This is a genomic window from Dactylosporangium thailandense (assembly GCF_059739745.1).
In genome coordinates this window covers 6545052-6560290 of sequence record NZ_AP029195.1, presented here as the reverse complement: position 1 = coordinate 6560290, position 15239 = coordinate 6545052, and the positions used below count along the sequence as shown (strand labels likewise).

Genomic DNA, 15239 nt, shown 5'->3' with positions numbered 1-15239 from the left:
GTGGTGTCCGGCTGCCGGCTCAGTGCCGCGCTCCGCCGTCGATCTCCATCACCGACAGCTGCACCGCCCACTCCTCGAAGCCGGTGCGCAGCTCGCAGGAGGCGACGCTGCCCGGCCACACCACGTCCGCCTCGCCCAGCACGACCTGCGGCAGGGCGACGATCGACGGCTGCGGCAGCAGGCTCTTCACGTTCCCGGCGATGATGTTCATCAGCTCCCCGGCGGCGTCGACGATGTCCTCGAGCCGGACGCTGCCGGTCGGCATCTCCAGCATCGCGGCGGCCATGGCGGCGGCCCCGTCCACCCGGGAGCGCAGGATCACGTGCCCGTGCCAGGCGCCCGCGATCGACACGCCCGCGGTGACGTCGAACGGCTCGGCGAAGGCGGCGGCGGGCAGCGGCTCGGCCGGCGGGCTCGCGCCGAGGTAGGCGGTCCACACCTGCCACACGATGCCCTGCAAGGCATCGGCGCTGACGACCCCGCCGTCGAGTTCGGACCGCACGAGTGCCCCATCGGCGCCCCGGCGGCCCGGTTGAGCAGAATGGAACTTTCACGAACGACCACCGACGAGAGGATGCCCGCGTGGCCGAGGAGAACGCCTGGTTGCGGCGCAAGGCCGAGGAGCCCGGGCACACCGGGTGGTATGTCCAGCGCTTCCGGGACCTGGCCGCCAGGGGAGAGGACCTGGCCGGGGAGGCGCGGCTCATCGACGCCATGGTGCCCCGCGGGGCCCGGATCCTCGACGCCGGCAGCGGCACCGGGCGGGTCGGCGCGTTCCTGCACGCGGCCGGCCACGAGGTCGTCGGCGTCGACTTCGACCCCGAGCTGGTGGCCGTGGCCGAGCGGGACCACCCCGGCCCGTCGTGGCTGGTCGGCGACCTCGCCGAGCTCGACCTGCCGGCGCCGGGCTTCGACGCCGTCGTCTGCGCCGGCAACGTCATCGCCTTCGTCGCGCCCTCGACCCGGGTGGAGATCCTGCGCCGGTTCAAGGCGCACCTGCGCGAGGGCGGGCGGGTGGTGGTCGGCTTCGGCGCCGGGCGCGGCTACGCCTTCGAGGACTTCCTCGCCGACGCGGCCGCCACGGGGCTGTCCCGGGACGCGCTGCTGTCGACCTGGGATCTCCGCCCGTTCACGCCGGAGTCGGAGTTTCTCGTGGCCGTTCTGAGCTGAAGAGGTGTACTAGGGTCTGAGCGATGCTGGGGCTGGTGTTCGGGGCGCTGCGGGCTCGGCGGGTGCAGGCACTGGTGATGCTGGCGCTCGCGGCGATGACCGTGGTCGCGGCCGGGGCCGCCGCCCGCGCCGCCGGGACCGCCGGGCAGGACGCCGCGCGGGCGCGGGTCGCGGCCGCCACCGTCGCCGAGCGCACCCTGCACGTGCGCGGCACCGTGGCCCCCGGCGACCGGCCCGAGGACGTGCTGCGGCGGATGGGCAACCTCGTCCACGTGCCCGTGGACGAGCGCGCCGGCGGCCTGCGCCTCGCCGGCGACCTCGTCGGCCCGGCCGGCGCCCGGCGGCAGAGCGCCGAGCTGCGCTCCGCCGAGCGGCTGTGCGCGAACCTGACGCTCAAGCAGGGCCGGTGCGTGAACGCCGACGGCGAGGTGGTGCTCCCGGAGGAACTGGCCCGGCTGCTCGGCGCCGGGGTCGGCGCGAAGCTCGTGCACGAGACCGGGCTGACCGCGACGCCCGTGCCGCTGGAGGTCGTCGGCATCTTCGCCCCGGCGGACCCGGCGGGCTGGTTCTGGGCCGGCCAGGACGGGGTGGCCGCCTACACCACCGCCCCGACGGTCGCCGCGGCCGGGGCGACCGTCACCGCGACCTACGACGCGGTGCTGGAGCCGGAGGCGTTCGACGACGCCGCCGAGCTGCGCACGGTGCTCGACCGGCTGCGGGCGGCCCGCCTCGAGGTCACCTCCGGCGCGGCCGCGCTCGCCGACGCCGTGGCCGCCGACCGCCGCTCGGTGCGCCGCGGGATCGGCCTCGCCGAGGCGCAGATCCTGCTCTTCGGCGGGCTGGCCGTCGCGGTGGCGGCCGCCTACGCCGCCCAGGAGCGCCGCGGCGACGCCGCCCGGCTGGCCGTGCGCGGCCTGCCCCGCTGGCGCATCCGGGCCGCGACCGCCGGGCAGAGCCTGGTGCCGCTCGCGCTCGGCTCGATCTGGTCGCCGCGGCTGTTCGCGGCCGGGGGCCGTCATCGTCGCCGCCGCCGACTGGAGCGCCACCCGCGGCGGGGTCACCGAGCTCATGCGCGACGTGCGCCCGCGCCGCCCCCTCGCGGCCGCCACCGCCGAGGTCTGCGCGCTCGGCCTGGCCGCCGCGGCCCTCTTCCAGCTCGTCGCCGCGCCCGCCGCCGACGTGCGCCGCGACACCGGCTTCGGGCTGGCGCAGGTCGCCCCGCTCCTGGTCGCGGCCGGGCTCGGGGTGCTCGGGACCCGGCTGCTGCTGGCCGCCGCCGGCCTCTACGGGCGCCAGGCCCTGGCCGCGGGCCGGCTGAGCGGGGCGCTGGCGGGGCTGACGCTGGGGCGCCGGCGCACCGCCTTCCGCATCATTCCCCTGCTCGCGGCCGCCACCTGCGTGCTCGCGCTGGCCGCCCAGGACTGGCAGGGCGGCGACTCCGCCCGGGCCGAGCGGGCGCGGGTGGAGATGGGCGCCGACCGGGTCCTGCGCGTCGCGCCGGTCGCCCGGGAGCGCCTGCTCGCCGCCGTCCGCTCCGCCGACCCGGGCGGGCGCGAGGCGATGGCCGTGGTCGTCACCGGCGCCTCCGCCGCCTCGCCGGTCGTCGCCGTCGACGCCGCGCGCCTGCGGGCGGTCGCCGGGGTCGACGGCGCCGCGCTGCACCCGAGTGCCCCCGCGCCGCTGCGGTTCACCGGCACCGACCTGGCCCTGCGCGCGAGCGGCGACGGGAACCGGGTGCGGTTCCTGCTGGCCGCCGAGGGCACCGGCGAGCAGGCGGTGGCCGAGTTCGGGCCGCTGACGCCGGGGGCCGGGCCCCTCACCGCCGTCGTCCCGGCCTGCGACCGCGGCTGCCGCGTCGAGGCGGTCGAGGCCGACGGCGCGCTCAAGGCCCCCGTCGAGCTGCGCGAGCTCAGCGCGGGCGGCGCGACCGTCATCGCCGGGGACGTCTTCGCCGACCCGGCCCGCTGGCGCACCACCGTGGCCCAGGCGAGCGCCGGCATCCAGATCGTGCAGACCGGCGGGGTGCTGCGCATCGGCGACGCGCAGGCGCGCACCCGGCGGCCGGTGGACAGCCGGCTGTACGTCATCGACGCCCCGGTCCCGCTGCCCGCCCTGGCCGCCGGGGGCGCCGCGGACAACGACCGCCACGACCAGCCCGCGGCGAGCGTCTTCGGGGCCTCGGTACCGCTGGCGCCCAGCCCGGCCGCCCTCGTCCCGCGCGGCGGCGGCTCCGGCATCGTCGTCGACCTCGAGTACGCGGCGCGGATCGCGGCCGTGGCCGTCGGCACCGTCCCGTCCGCCGAGCGCCCCGAGGTGTGGCTGGCCCCGGGGGCCGGCGACGCCGTCATCGGGCGCCTGCGCGCGGCCGGCCTCGACATCACCGGCAGCGACAGCGTCGCCGCGGCCACGGACCGGGCCGACCGGCTCGCCCCGGCCGTGGCCGCGCTCGGCGACGTGGCCGGGGCCGGGATCGTGCTGCTGCTCGCCGCGGTGGCCGCGTTCGTGGTCGCCGCCGTCGACCGCCGCGATCGGGACGCGGAGACGGCGGCCCTGCGCCGGCAGGGCGTGCCGCACGGGTTGCTGGCGCGGGTCGAGCGGCGCGCCGCGCTGACCCCCGTGCTCCTGGCGGTGGTGGTGGGCGTCGTGTCGGCGGTACTGCTGCGGGCCCTGGCTCCCCCGCCCGTGCGGGCCTTCACGGACTCGTGGCCGGTGCCGCCGCCCGCGATCCAGCCCCTGGCGCTGCTGCTCGCCGGCCTGGCCGCGCTGGTGGTCTTCGGCGCCGTCGCGCTTCTGCGGGCGGGCCGCCGATGACCGCCCTCGTGCTCGGGATGCTGCGGTCCCGCCCCGGCCGGGCCCTGACCGTCGCGCTGCTGACCGCGCTGGCGACGGTCGCGGCCGTGGCCGCGCCCGTCTACGTCGAGCGCACCGACCGGCGCATCGTCGACGCCGCGGTCGCGCAGGCCTCCGTCCGGGAGCGCAACATCCTCGTCAGCGGCACCGTGGAGTCCGGCAACGACGGCACGATGCCGAACACGTTCGAGCGGCTCGGCTCCGGCTGGCTCGACGCGCCCGGCTACGCGTCGGTCTTCTCCTCCCAGTTCGCCGCGCAGCCGGCCGAGGTCCCGGTGGCCGACCCGGAGCAGCTCTCGCGGGTGGTGTACCGCGAAGGCCTCTGCGACCACGTGGTCGTCGTCGCCGGACGGTGCCTGATGGGCACCGGCGACGCGGTCCTCGGCGTGCGGGCGGCCGATCGGCTGCACCTGCGCCCGGGCGACGCGATCGCGCTGACCGGCTCGATGTTCGACTCCACCCAGAACCGCTACCTCGCGGCCGGCCCGGCCACGCCGGTCACCGTCGTCGGCATCGTGCGCGCGGCCGACGGCACCGACCCCTACTGGGGCAGCGGCGGCGCCCTGACCGACGCGGGCGGCCCGGCGTTCGCGGTCGACCGGCGCACCCTGGCCACCTTCGTGCGCCCGGCCGACCTGCAGACGTTCGACGCGTACCCGGCGCCGGGCGCGATCAGCGTGGCCCACCTCGGCGAGCTGCGCGAGTGGGTGGCGGCGTCGCAGCGGCGCGCCAACAGCGGCGCGCGGCTCACCACCGACCTCGGCGGCCTGCTGGACCGCATCGACGAGCGCCGGGCCGAGGTGCGCCGCACGGTGCCGTTCGCCGTCGCGCCGGTGCTGGTGCTCGCGTGGGCGGTCATCATCCTCGCGGTGGCCGCCGCGACCCGGGCCCGCCGCTTCGAGCACGGGGTCATCGCCCTGCGCGGCGTGTCCCGCCCCGGCCGCTGGTGGCTGGCGACGGGCGAGACGCTGGTGCCGATGCTGCTCGGCGCGCTGGCCGGCTTCACCGCGATCGGTGGCTGGAGCACCCCGGGGGCGTTGCTCTACGCGGCCGTGGCCGTGCTCGGGGCGCTGCTGGCGGGGCTGGTGGCCGGCATCCGTACCGTCTCCGGCCCGGTCACCGCCCTGCTGCGCCGCGTCGATGTCCGAAGTGGACGGTGGGGCGCCCGGCTGGCCGCGTTCGCCGCCGTGGCCGCGGCCGCCGCGACGGTGCAGGTCCGCGGCTCCAGCGGCGGCGTGGCCGCCCTCGCGCCCGCTCTGGTCCTGCTGGCCGCCGCGCTGCTGGCCGCCGTCGCCGCGCCCGCCCTCGCGGCCCGCCTGGGCCGCGCGGCCCTGCGCCGCGGGCGGCTCACGGGCGCGCTGGCCGGGCTGTGGCTGGCCCGCCGCCCGTCGTCGGCGCGCCTGCTCGCCGTGCTCGTGGTCGCCCTGTCCTCGCTGGCGTTCGCGGCCGCGGCCACCACCACCGCCGAGCGGCGCCGCGCCGAGCAGGCCGAGCGGGAGCTGGGGGCGGCAACGGTACTGTCCGTCGGCGCCCCGAGCCGCCGGGCGCTGCTCGACGCCGTGCGCGCCGCCGACCCGGACGGGCGTTACGCCATGGCGGTCGTCCCCTTCCCGGGCGGCCTGGCCGTCACGTCGCCGTTCGTGGGCTTCGGCCCCGGCTACGCGGCGCGGCTCCAGCCGGCCGGCCTGCGGGAGCGCACGGTGGTGCGGGGGACGTCGCTGAGCCTCGACCTCGACGTCACCCACCTGGACCGCACCGACGACGCGTTCTCGGCGGTGCTCGCCCCGCTCGACGGCCGCCCGAACGCGACGATCGAGTTCGGCGCCGTCCTGCCCGGCCGCCACACGTACACGGCCGCGGCCGCCTGCTCCGGCGGGTGCGTCCTGCTGCAGGTGGCGTTCCGCCTGGCCCCGTACGCGGGCGCGGCGCTGGAGCTGACCTGGCACGACCCGCCGTCGACGGCCTGGCGGCCCCCGCCCGGCGGCACGGCCACGGCCCAGGGTGCCGACCTGCTGCTGAAGGTCCCGCCCGGCCCGGGCGCGGCCACCGGCGTCCTGCGCCCGGACGACGGCCCGGCCACGCTCCCGGTGGTCTCGACGGGCCCGCTCCCGCCCGACGGCGAGCTGACCGTCTTCGACCGCCAGCGCCCGCTGACGGCCGAGGTGGCCGCGACCGTCCCGCGCCTGCCGCGGCTGGGCACGAGCGGGTTGCTGGTCGACCTCGAGTACGCGGACCGGCTCAGCGCGGACAGCACCGCGACGGGCGCGGAGGTCTGGCTCGCGGCGGATGCGCCCCCGTCGGTGACCGACGCGATCGCGGCCGCGGGCGTGACGGTGGACGAGCGGCGCACGATCGCCGGCGCGCGGGCCGCCCTGGCGGGGGAGGGCGCGGCCCTGGGCTTGCGCTTCTACCTCGTGGCGGGCGTGCTGGCGGTGGTGCTCGCGGCGGCGGCGCTGCTGAGCGGGACGGTCGAGGGCTCGTCGGGCGACCTGCGGGCGCTGCGGGCCCAGGGGCTCTCCGGCCGCTGCGCCCGCGCCGTCGAGCTGCTCGCGGCCGTGCTGCTGGTCGTGTTCGCGGGGGTGGTCGCGGTGCCGGCGACGGCGGCGGCCTGGGCCGCGGGCGCCCCGCCGCAACTGCGCGGGTGGCCACCGCTGGGCCCGCCCGCCTCGGCGCTGGCGGCGGCGCTGGTGGTGCTGGCCGTCGTCGCGGTCCTCACCACCGCGGGTCAGGCGCGGCGGCGGATGAAGGCGTGAATGCGGGCCGCGATGTCGGGCAGGTGCTCGGAGCCGTCGACCACCAGGTCGGCGAGCTGGCGGCCGGGCGCCACGGTGCGCGCGTGGGCCTCGCGGCCGCCGCCGAGGTAGGCGCGCAGCACCGGGCGCGGGTCGTCCTGGCTCAGCGCGCGGCGGGCCAGGCTCAGGTCCAGGGGCGTGTCCACGTAGACGGTCCAGCGCGCGGCCCAGCGGATCGGGGGCAGGGCCAGCGCGTACACCCCCTCGACCACGACGAGCGGGGCCTCCTCGTGCTCGTCGAGGCGCTGCTGCAGCGACGGCAGGTCCACGCTGTGCTGGTCCGGCCCGGCGCTGTCGGCCAGGCCCACCACCGGGGCGTCGACCAGCTCGGCCACGGCGCCGGCGATGCTGCTCTTGCCCGCCCCCGCCGGGCCGCCGATGACGAGCAGGGGCGGCAGCACGCGCATCACGAGGCGTGACCCTACCGTGCGGGCGGCCCCGGCACGAACCGGTCAGCGGGACCGGCCGAGCGGCACGACGATCGATGCGTCGTGCGCGCGCAGCACCTTGCCCAGCGCGGCGGCGACGGACTGGGCCTCGGCGCGGGTCATCCGGCCGGTGAAGTGGCGCTCGATGCCGGCCAGGTAGGTGGGCGCGGCGGCCTTCAGGCGTGCCCGCCCGGCCGGGGTGAGCTTGGCGAAGGCCGAGCGCTTGTCGTCCGGGTTGGCGACGCGCTCGACCAGGCCCGCGCGCACGAGCTCGTCGACGACGCGGCTCACCCGGCTGCGGCTGACCACCGCGGCGGCGCCGAGGGCGGACATGGTGAGCCGGCGGCCGGGGGCGGCGTCGAGCTCGAGCAGCACGTCGTACCACGTCAGCGGCAGCGCGTGGGCGGCCTGCAGCTCCTGGTCGAGCACGGGCGTCAGCGCCGCGTGCACGCGCAGCAGCGCGGCCCAGGCCGCCGTGGAGTCCATGGTCACACCGTAGCAGTCTTGTGCGCGCGCACGCACTTTGGCTACCGTCGGCGCATCGACAAGTGCGTGCGCACGCACATGAATGAGGAGGATGTCATGTCCAAGCTGCTGCACATCTCGGCCTCTCCGCGGGGCGAGCGGTCGGAGTCGCTCGCCCTGGCGGGCACCTTCCTGGAGGCGTACCGCCGGCTGCACCCCGGCGACGAGGTCGGCGAGTGGGACCTGTGGGACGGCACCCTGCCCGAGTTCGGCCCCGCCGCCGCGGCCGCGAAGATGGACGTGTTCGCGGGCCGGGAGCCCGCCGGCCCGGGTGCCGAGGCGTGGCGCCGGGCCCGGGCCGCGTTCGAGCGGTTCGCGGCCGCCGACCGGTACCTGTTCTCGGTTCCGATGTGGAACGCCGGCGTTCCGTACATCCTGAAGCAGTTCATCGACGTGGTCAGCCAGCCCGGGATGGTCTTCGGCTTCGACGGCGAGCTCGGCTACTCGGGCCTCGTCACCGGGCGCAAGGCCGCCGTCATCTACACCAGCGCGGTCTACGGCGACGGGCGCGGCCCGGCGTTCGGCGCGGACCACCAGGCCCCGTTCCTCGAGGGCTGGCTGCGCTGGGCCGGCATCACCGACATCACGGCGGTCGAGTTCCGCCCCAACCTGGCCGCCGCGGACGTCGACGCCCGCCGCGCCCGCGCCCGGGCGGATGCCGTCGAGGCCGCCGGGACCTTCTGAAGCGGCCCGGACCCCGCCGGCGGCGGTCCCGCGGCGGGGTGAGAAAAAGTTCGTGAGCCGTGTAGCCGTTCCGCCCGCGCCGATGCGTTGATGTGCCGTGACGTTCGAGGAGTTCGTGACGGCCCGGCTCGGGGCGCTGGTGCGCTACGCGTCGGTCGTCACCTGGGACGCCGACCTGGCCGAGGACATCGTGCAGAACGTCCTGGTCCGGGCCCAGGCGCGCTGGGAGCGCATCCGGCGGCTGGACGCGCCGGAGCGCTACGTCCAGCGGATGCTCGTCAACGAGTTCCTCTCGTGGCGGCGCCGCCGGGCCTCCCGCACGGTCCACGCCGGGGAGGCGCTCGAGAGCCTGCTCGCGCCGCAGGGCGACCCGACCGGCCGCTACGACGACCGGGACGCCGTCATGCGCCTGATCGGCGCGCTGCCGCCCCGGCAGCGCGCCGTCATCGCCCTGCGCTTCTACGCCGACCTGCCCGTCGAGGAGATCGCCGACGAGCTGGGCTGCCGGGAGAGCACCGTGCGCACGCACCTGCTGCGGGCGCTCACCACCCTGCGCGCCTCGCTGCCGGGCGCCATGCTGCCGGCGGGAAACGGAGAGCCGCGATGACCGACCCGATCGAGACCCTCGTGCGCCGGGCCCAGCAGGAGCGCGCCGCGGCCACCACGCCCGACCTCGACCGCATCCTGGCCGCCCTGCCCGCCCTGCGCCGGCGCCGGGCCCGCCGCCGGCGCGCCGGGTTCGCGCTCGCCGCCGTCGCCGCGATCCTGGCCGTCGTGGCCGTCGTCCGGCTGCCGGTCGGTACACCCGAACGAAACCTCCCGGCCGGACCGCCCTCGGCCCGACCGTCGCCGACGCGGTCCGAGCCGTGGGTGGCCATGCCCTACGAGCTCGAGCACCCGCCCGGCGGCTACCGCGAGCGGCTGCGCACCATCGAGGAGGGCCCCACCTGGGTGACGGCCTCGCGGATCTACACCGAGACACCGCTCGACCCGCTCGCGTCGGACGCGGGAGGCCTGCCGCACCTGACGCTGACCGTGCGCGCCGGCGGCCTGCCCGAGGGGGAGCCGGTCGGCGTCGGCGCGGTGCGCGGCGTGCTCGTGGACGGCCTGCCGGACTCCGCGACGGTGACCTGGCCGGCCCGGCTCGGCGGCGTGGTCTCGTTCGAGGCCGTGCGGACCGGCCTGAGCCGGACCCAGGTGCTGCAGCTCGCCGCGTCCGTCGCGGATCATTCGCTGTGGCTGGACAAGCGGCTGATCCTCGGGTGGACGCCGGGGGAGGAGCCTGTCATCCGGTACACCCAGAGCCTCATGGACGCGGACCGCTGGTCGGCGACCGTGACCGCCGACGCCTCCGCCGAGGACCGGGGCATCCTGACCGCGGCCCTCGCCCCCGCGCTCCCGGCCCGCCAGGACGCGCGGTTCGCGTCGCTGCACGCGCGCCCCGCCGACTTCTACAAGGACCCCTACGCCCTGGAGGTCGACCAGCGACTCCCCGACAACGACCTCGCGCTCATGGTCCGCTACCGCCAGGGCGGTGCCCCGCCGATGACACGCGAGGGGTTCCTGGCCGCCGCCGAAGCCATCGAGGTGCGTGGCTGATACGGTATCGCGCGTACCGTCCTGATCACGTCGGGTGAGGATGGATTCAGTTGCCGCGCGGACCTGCGTCGAAGCCGCTGCTCGTCGCGGCCGTCTCCGTGGCCGTCGTCGTCGGGGTCGGCGGCTCGGGCCTGCTCTCCCCGTGGTGGTCGCAGTTCGTCGACGACCTCGGCCAGTTCGGCGCCGGGCTCGCGGCGACCCTCGCCTGCTGGCTCGGCGCGCCCCGGCACACCGGCGCCCAGCGGCGCTGGCGGCTCTGGATGGGCGCGGCCGCCTGCGGCTGGACCATCGGCCAGTTCATCTGGAGCTTCTACCAGCTGTTCCGGGACAACGCCCTGCCCTCACCGTCGCTCGCCGATGCCGGCTACCTGACCCTGCCCGTCTTCGCGCTGCCGGCCGTCGTCTCGCTCGCGGCCGCCCGCCCGCCCGCCGACGCCCCGCGGCGGCGCCCCGGCCAGCTGGTGATGGTGCTCGACGGGCTCATCGTGGTCGGCGCGCTGTTCGTGCTCACCTGGGCGACCACGCTCGGCTCGGTGGCGCGCGCGGGCGCGGCGAGCCCGTTCGCGTACTCCGTCGCCATCGCCTACCCGGTCACCGACCTCGTGCTGACCGTCATCGTCATCCTGCTGCTGGCCGCGTCCGCGCCGGCCGGCCGCGGCCAGCTGACGATCCTCGGCGCCGGGCTGCTGTGCCTGACCTTCTCCGACAGCGTCTTCGCCTACCTGGTCTCCAAGGGCGCCGACAGCATGCCGCCGCTGGCCGACGCCGGGTTCGTCGCCGGCATGGCGCTCGTCGCCGTCGCCGCGCTCACCCCGGCCCGCCCGGACACGGCCCGCCCGGCCGCCCGGCACGCGCGCTGGGCCCACCTCATGCTGCCCTACGTCCCCGTCGCCGGCACCGGCGTGCTGCTCATCGTCCAGCTCGTGCGGGGCATCAGCATGGACGGCGTGGAGATCGCCGTGGAGACCGCGGTCATCTCGCTGCTCATCATCCGCCAGGCGGTGACGCTCATCGAGAACGCGATGCTGCTCGACCGCGTCTCCGACAGCCAGGCGCGGCTGACGTACCAGGCCTTCCACGACGCGCTCACCGGCCTGTCGAACCGGGTGCTGTTCCACGACCGGCTCGAGCACGCGCTGGCCCTGCACCACCGCGACGGCCGCCCGCTGGCCGTGCTCTTCTGCGACCTCGACGACTTCAAGGCCGTCAACGACCGCTTTGGCCACCACACCGGGGACCGGCTGCTGCGCCACGCCGCCGGGCGGCTGCGCGCGGCCGTGCGCGACTCCGACACCGTGGCCCGGGTCGGGGGCGACGAGTTCGCGGTGCTGCTCGAGGGCGGCGGCGACCCCGGCGAGACGGCCGAGCGCATCATGGACGCCATCGGCCGGCCCTTCGAGCTCGACGGCGAGAGCGTCACGGTGGGCGTGAGCGTCGGGCTCGTGCAGGCGGGCGAGCACGGCACCGTGCCGAGCGCCGACGCGCTGCTGCGCCGGGCCGACGCCGCCATGTACGCGGGCAAGCGCCAGGGGAAGGGGACGCTGGTGCGGTACCGCGTCGACCTCCCGGACGGCCGGGGCAGCTCGGATCTGGCCGAGGCGCTCGCCGCCACCCTGCGCGACGGCAACGGCCTCGACGTGCACTACCAGCCGATCGTCCGGCTGGCCGACGCCACCGTCGTCGCCGTCGAGGCGCTCGCCCGCTGGACCCACCCGAGCCTCGGCCCGGTCCCCACCGACGTGTTCATCGCCACCGCCGAGGAGATCGGCCTCATCCGGCTCGTCGACGACTTCGTGCTCGACCGCGCCTGCCGCGACGCCGCCGCCTTCCGCGGCCCGTGGGCCGGGATCGCCGTGCACGTCAACGCCTCGGCCGCGCGCCTGGGCCGCCCCGAGCACGAGGACACCGTGCGCGAGGCCGTGCTCCGGCACGGCCTCGCCCCGCACCGGCTGGTGCTGGAGCTGACGGAGACCGCGCCGCTGCCCGACCTCGCCGAGGCCGCGGCGGCCGTGCACCGCCTGGGCCGCTTCGGGGTGCGCTTCGCGCTCGACGACTTCGGCACCGGGTACAACGCCCTCGCCCAGCTGCACGCCATGCCCGTCGACGAGGTCAAGCTCGACCGCACGTTCACGGTCGGCGGGGGCCGCAGCGAGGCCATCTGCCGCTCGATCGTGCAGATCTGCACGGGGATGGGCGTCGCCGTGGTGGCCGAGGGCGTGGAGACCGACGAGCAGGCCTCGGCGATGGCGGCGCTCGGCTGCCGCTTCGGCCAGGGGCATCGCTTCGGGGCGTCGGGCCCGTTGGCCTCGATCGCCCCGGCGGACGCCCTGGACGTTGTGGACGCCGCTACGGCGCGGCCGGACGCTCCATTTCCCGCCTTGTAAGGCGCGGCCAGACGCTCCATTTCCGGCCCTGTACAGGCGTGGCCTATGGTGCGGCCGGACGCTCCATTTCCGGCCCTGTACAGGCGTGGCCTATGGTGCGGCCGGACGCTCCATTTCCGGCCCTGTACAGGCGTGGCCTATGATGCGGCCAGACGCTCCATTTCCGGCCCTGCACAGGCGTGGCCTATGGTGCGGCCAGACGCTCCATTTCCCGCATGATCTCTTCCGCGGCCTTCGGTTCGAGGTGGGCCGCGTCCAGGTAGAGGCTCAGGCGCAGCGTGCCCGGCACGTCGTCCACGTGCACGAACAGCGGCTCGAACGACGGCGCGTCCTGGGCCGTGACCCAGCGGAACGCGGACTCGCCGGGCTCGATCGGCTCGTCGCGGGACGGGCCGCGGCGGTCGTTGAAGTAGCAGCCGATCTCGACGTCGTACCGGTCGATGAGCTCCTGCATGCCGGCGTGGTGGAAGTACGCATACTTGTACGCCGCCGTCGTCACGCGCCGCGCCCGCGCGAGCAGCTCGGCGAAGTCCCCGCCCGCGGCCGGCAGACTGAGCAGCCCGGCCTGCGCGAGTGTGCACACGACACCGGCGAGTCCCGGCCGGAACCGGTTGCTCACCATCGGCCGGATGACCACCGGGTCGGTGCCGAGCACGTTGTGCAGCGCGCCCGCGAACGCCGCCAGGAGCACGGTCGAGCTGTCCAGGCCGGTGCTCTGGGCCCAGTGGCGCGCCGCGATGCCGAGGCCGGGGGAGGTGTACTCGCCGTGCCAGTACCGGGGCGCCTCGGTGACCTGCGGCTTCGGGAACCGGTCCGGCGCGACCGTGCCCAGGATGCCCTCCCAGTAGCGTTGCGCCGCCGCGTTGTGCCGCTGCCCGGCCGGCGACGACTGCCAGTGCGCCTGCGCGAGCGGCTGCAGCCCCTGGACCGGCGTGTCGGTGCGCGCGGCGACCTCGGCGAGCATCGTCAGCGCGCCGGCCGCGTCGGTGACGAAGTGCGAGATGAGCACCGCCATGTGCGTGAGCGTGTCGTCGCGGCGCACGACCGCCATGCGCAGCGGCCACTCGGTGGCGAAGTCGAGCTGCTTGCCCCGCCACGCGTCGCAGAGCTCGTCGGCGACGCGCTGGGCATCGGCCTCGCCCGCGTCGACGATCTCGAGGTCGATCTCGCCGCTGCGGTACACCACCTGCGTCGGCGTGCCGTCGGGCGCGAACCGCAGCAGGGTGCGCATCGGCTCGTAGCGGCTCATGAGGTATCGCAGCTCGTCGGCCACGTCGTCGACGGTGGTGCCGGGGGCTAACGGTTTCACCCCGCCTAACGGCAGCCACGTGCCCTGTTTCACGATCGCGGACCAGTTCTCCAGCTGACCCCACGACAGCGGGCCCTCGCCCGCCGAATCACCCTCGAACCCGACGCTGACTCGTTCCGGCGCAGCAGACATCCCGCCGGCCCTCCCATCCTCGTAGACGGCAGTGCACGGCCTCCCGAACCCGTCCGGCCACGGCGCGCGGCGGGCTGAGGCGGACTGCACAACGTGGCGGGTCGCAGCAGAACGCATCGGCGTCGGGTCGTAGCGTACGGTGCTCAGTTGATGTTTGACCAGGTGTCGTAGTCGTGTGCCGCGATGCCCTGGTAGGTGCCGTAGCCCCGGGCGCCCGCGTCGATCGCGGCGAGCTGCTGCTGGAGCGCGGCCTGGGTCCGGCCGGCGAAGGTGCAGTAGGTGCAGTCGCTCGCCGGCTGGGTCTCCGCCGCGAGCCGGACGGGCTGCCAGGGCACCGCCGCGAAGATCTCCTTCACGCCCTGCTTGTTCGCCCAGGCGACCACGGCGGCCGGGTTCGCCTGCGACCATAACCACATGGCACGGGCCTTGGCCTGTTGCTTCGTGGCCGTGGCCGTGGCCGTGGCCGTGGCATTTGTGGTGGGCGGGGGCAGCGCCGCGTGTGCTGGACTCGGCACGAGCGCCGCCACGGCGACCACGGCTGCCATTGCCGTGAATACCTTGCGGGTCATGGCTGAAGCGTGCGTGCCTCCGGTTGCCGCCGCGGTGCCGGGTTGGGGTAGAAAGGTCTCTCGTGTTCTCCCGTTGCACGACCGATGCCCGTGCCGGCGCCGGGCGTTCCGGGCTGGGGTAGAAAGGTCTTTCGTGTTCTCCCGTTTCACGACCGATGCCCGTGCCGTGATCGCCCGGCTGCCCTCGTTCGCCACCGCCGACGCCCGCACCACGATCTCCCCGATGGACCTGGCCCAGGCCCTGCACGCCCACCGCGCCGGCAACGCGGCCGCGATCTGGACCGACCCGTGGCCCGCCGCCGACCTGCCGCCCTCCCCGACGGAGACCCCGTTCGACCCGGCGACCAAGGCCGTGCTGGAGCAGTCGTTGCGCGTGGCCCTGGAGTCGGGCGCCGAGCACATCGGCACCGAACACCTCCTGGCCGCCCTGGTCCGCACGTCCTCGGCCGCCGACTGGCTCGCCGAGCGCGGCGCGACGCGGGAGGCGGTGGACGAGCTGCTGACCCGCCTGGCCGGGGGCACGCACCTGGAGAAGCCGGCGGAGACACCCTCGGCGAAGGACCGCCGCGAATGGAAGGCGGCCCGGGCCAACCTGACGGGCGGCAAGCAGCCGGGCCTGTCCCCGGCGTACACGATCGCGATCGCCGTCGTCGCGCTCGCCGTCGTGCTGGCCCTGTGCATCTGGAGCGGCCCGTAGCCCCCACCGCCGCTCCTCCTCCTGCTCCTCCTGCTCCTCCTCCTGCTCCTAATGCGATCGACGGTCCCTCACACGTCGTGTGATGCTGCCCAGATGATCG

At 76.2% G+C, this 15239-nt stretch carries 13 protein-coding genes; 8 read left to right on the top strand and 5 right to left on the bottom strand.

Annotation, left to right across the window (positions count from 1 at the left end; genetic code table 11):
• Window positions 1-19: 19 nt before the first annotated feature.
• Window positions 20-502: a chemotaxis protein CheX gene (locus tag AC6JBM_RS28815; protein WP_497977178.1), complete on the bottom strand. Its 483-nt coding sequence runs from the start codon at window positions 500-502 to the stop codon at window positions 20-22.
• An 80-nt stretch (window positions 503-582) separates the two neighbouring features.
• Between AC6JBM_RS28815 and AC6JBM_RS28810 the strand changes: the two genes are divergently transcribed.
• The 3 genes from AC6JBM_RS28810 (at window position 583) to AC6JBM_RS28800 (ending at window position 6773) form a co-directional block, all read left to right on the top strand.
• Window positions 583-1170 (top strand): class I SAM-dependent methyltransferase, encoded by a 588-nt coding sequence (locus AC6JBM_RS28810; RefSeq protein WP_497977177.1) that lies wholly within the window; start codon window positions 583-585, stop codon window positions 1168-1170.
• Between the two features lie 1068 nt (window positions 1171-2238).
• The gene (locus tag AC6JBM_RS28805) at window positions 2239-3981 is read left to right on the top strand and encodes a hypothetical protein (protein ID WP_497977176.1); all 1743 of its coding nucleotides are present in this window, start codon (window positions 2239-2241) and stop codon (window positions 3979-3981) included.
• Window positions 3978-6773 carry a hypothetical protein gene (locus tag AC6JBM_RS28800; RefSeq protein ID WP_497977175.1) on the top strand — a complete coding sequence of 932 codons (2796 nt, stop codon included), beginning with the start codon at window positions 3978-3980 and terminating at the stop codon, window positions 6771-6773. The genes AC6JBM_RS28805 and AC6JBM_RS28800 overlap by 4 nt, the downstream gene beginning before the upstream one ends.
• On the opposite strand, the gene AC6JBM_RS28795 is transcribed toward AC6JBM_RS28800, so the two are convergent.
• Together AC6JBM_RS28795 and AC6JBM_RS28790 are read right to left on the bottom strand one after the other, a co-directional pair.
• Window positions 6746-7222, bottom strand: coding sequence for a hypothetical protein (locus AC6JBM_RS28795; protein ID WP_497977174.1), 477 nt, complete (start codon window positions 7220-7222; stop codon window positions 6746-6748). The two genes, AC6JBM_RS28800 and AC6JBM_RS28795, sit on opposite strands and share 28 nt — an antisense overlap.
• A 42-nt stretch (window positions 7223-7264) precedes the next feature.
• Window positions 7265-7726 (bottom strand): MarR family winged helix-turn-helix transcriptional regulator, encoded by a 462-nt coding sequence (locus tag AC6JBM_RS28790; RefSeq protein WP_497977173.1) that lies wholly within the window; start codon window positions 7724-7726, stop codon window positions 7265-7267.
• A gap of 96 nt (window positions 7727-7822) precedes the next feature.
• Between AC6JBM_RS28790 and AC6JBM_RS28785 the strand changes: the two genes are divergently transcribed.
• From AC6JBM_RS28785 to AC6JBM_RS28770, 4 genes are all read left to right on the top strand, one after another.
• Window positions 7823-8449 (top strand): FMN-dependent NADH-azoreductase, encoded by a 627-nt coding sequence (locus AC6JBM_RS28785; protein WP_497977172.1) that lies wholly within the window; start codon window positions 7823-7825, stop codon window positions 8447-8449.
• A gap of 97 nt (window positions 8450-8546) precedes the next feature.
• On the top strand, window positions 8547-9056 hold the full coding sequence (locus AC6JBM_RS28780) for a SigE family RNA polymerase sigma factor (RefSeq protein WP_497977171.1): 510 nt from the start codon (window positions 8547-8549) through the stop codon (window positions 9054-9056).
• Entirely contained in the window at window positions 9053-10048 is a 996-nt protein-coding gene (locus tag AC6JBM_RS28775) for a hypothetical protein (RefSeq protein ID WP_497977170.1), read from the top strand. Before AC6JBM_RS28780 ends, AC6JBM_RS28775 begins: the two co-directional genes overlap by 4 nt.
• Window positions 10049-10098: 50 nt before the next feature.
• A complete protein-coding gene (locus AC6JBM_RS28770) occupies window positions 10099-12432 on the top strand; it encodes a putative bifunctional diguanylate cyclase/phosphodiesterase (protein ID WP_497977169.1) in 2334 nt (777 codons plus the stop codon).
• A gap of 184 nt (window positions 12433-12616) precedes the next feature.
• On the opposite strand, the gene AC6JBM_RS28765 is transcribed toward AC6JBM_RS28770, so the two are convergent.
• Window positions 12617-13741: a condensation domain-containing protein gene (locus tag AC6JBM_RS28765; RefSeq protein ID WP_350625564.1), complete on the bottom strand. Its 1125-nt coding sequence runs from the start codon at window positions 13739-13741 to the stop codon at window positions 12617-12619.
• A 275-nt stretch (window positions 13742-14016) separates the two neighbouring features.
• On the bottom strand, window positions 14017-14442 hold the full coding sequence (locus AC6JBM_RS28760) for a hypothetical protein (RefSeq protein WP_497977168.1): 426 nt from the start codon (window positions 14440-14442) through the stop codon (window positions 14017-14019).
• A gap of 133 nt (window positions 14443-14575) precedes the next feature.
• On the opposite strand from AC6JBM_RS28760, the gene AC6JBM_RS28755 reads away from it, so the two are divergent.
• Window positions 14576-15139, top strand: a complete 564-nt coding sequence (locus AC6JBM_RS28755; RefSeq protein ID WP_497977167.1) for a Clp protease N-terminal domain-containing protein — start codon at window positions 14576-14578, stop codon at window positions 15137-15139.
• Window positions 15140-15239 lie beyond the last annotated feature (100 nt).

What these genes read in the sequence shown, in the direction of transcription:
- AC6JBM_RS28785 (WP_497977172.1), top strand. Translation starts at nt 7,823, where the DNA reads ATGTCCAAGCTGCTGCACATCTCGGCCTCTCCGCGGGGCGAGCGGTCG.
- AC6JBM_RS28775 (WP_497977170.1), top strand. Translation starts at nt 9,053, where the DNA reads ATGACCGACCCGATCGAGACCCTCGTGCGCCGGGCCCAGCAGGAGCGC.
- AC6JBM_RS28760 (WP_497977168.1), bottom strand. Translation starts at nt 14,442, where the DNA reads ATGACCCGCAAGGTATTCACGGCAATGGCAGCCGTGGTCGCCGTGGCG.
- AC6JBM_RS28790 (WP_497977173.1), bottom strand. Translation starts at nt 7,726, where the DNA reads ATGGACTCCACGGCGGCCTGGGCCGCGCTGCTGCGCGTGCACGCGGCG.
- AC6JBM_RS28800 (WP_497977175.1), top strand. Translation starts at nt 3,978, where the DNA reads ATGACCGCCCTCGTGCTCGGGATGCTGCGGTCCCGCCCCGGCCGGGCC.
- AC6JBM_RS28805 (WP_497977176.1), top strand. Translation starts at nt 2,239, where the DNA reads ATGCGCGACGTGCGCCCGCGCCGCCCCCTCGCGGCCGCCACCGCCGAG.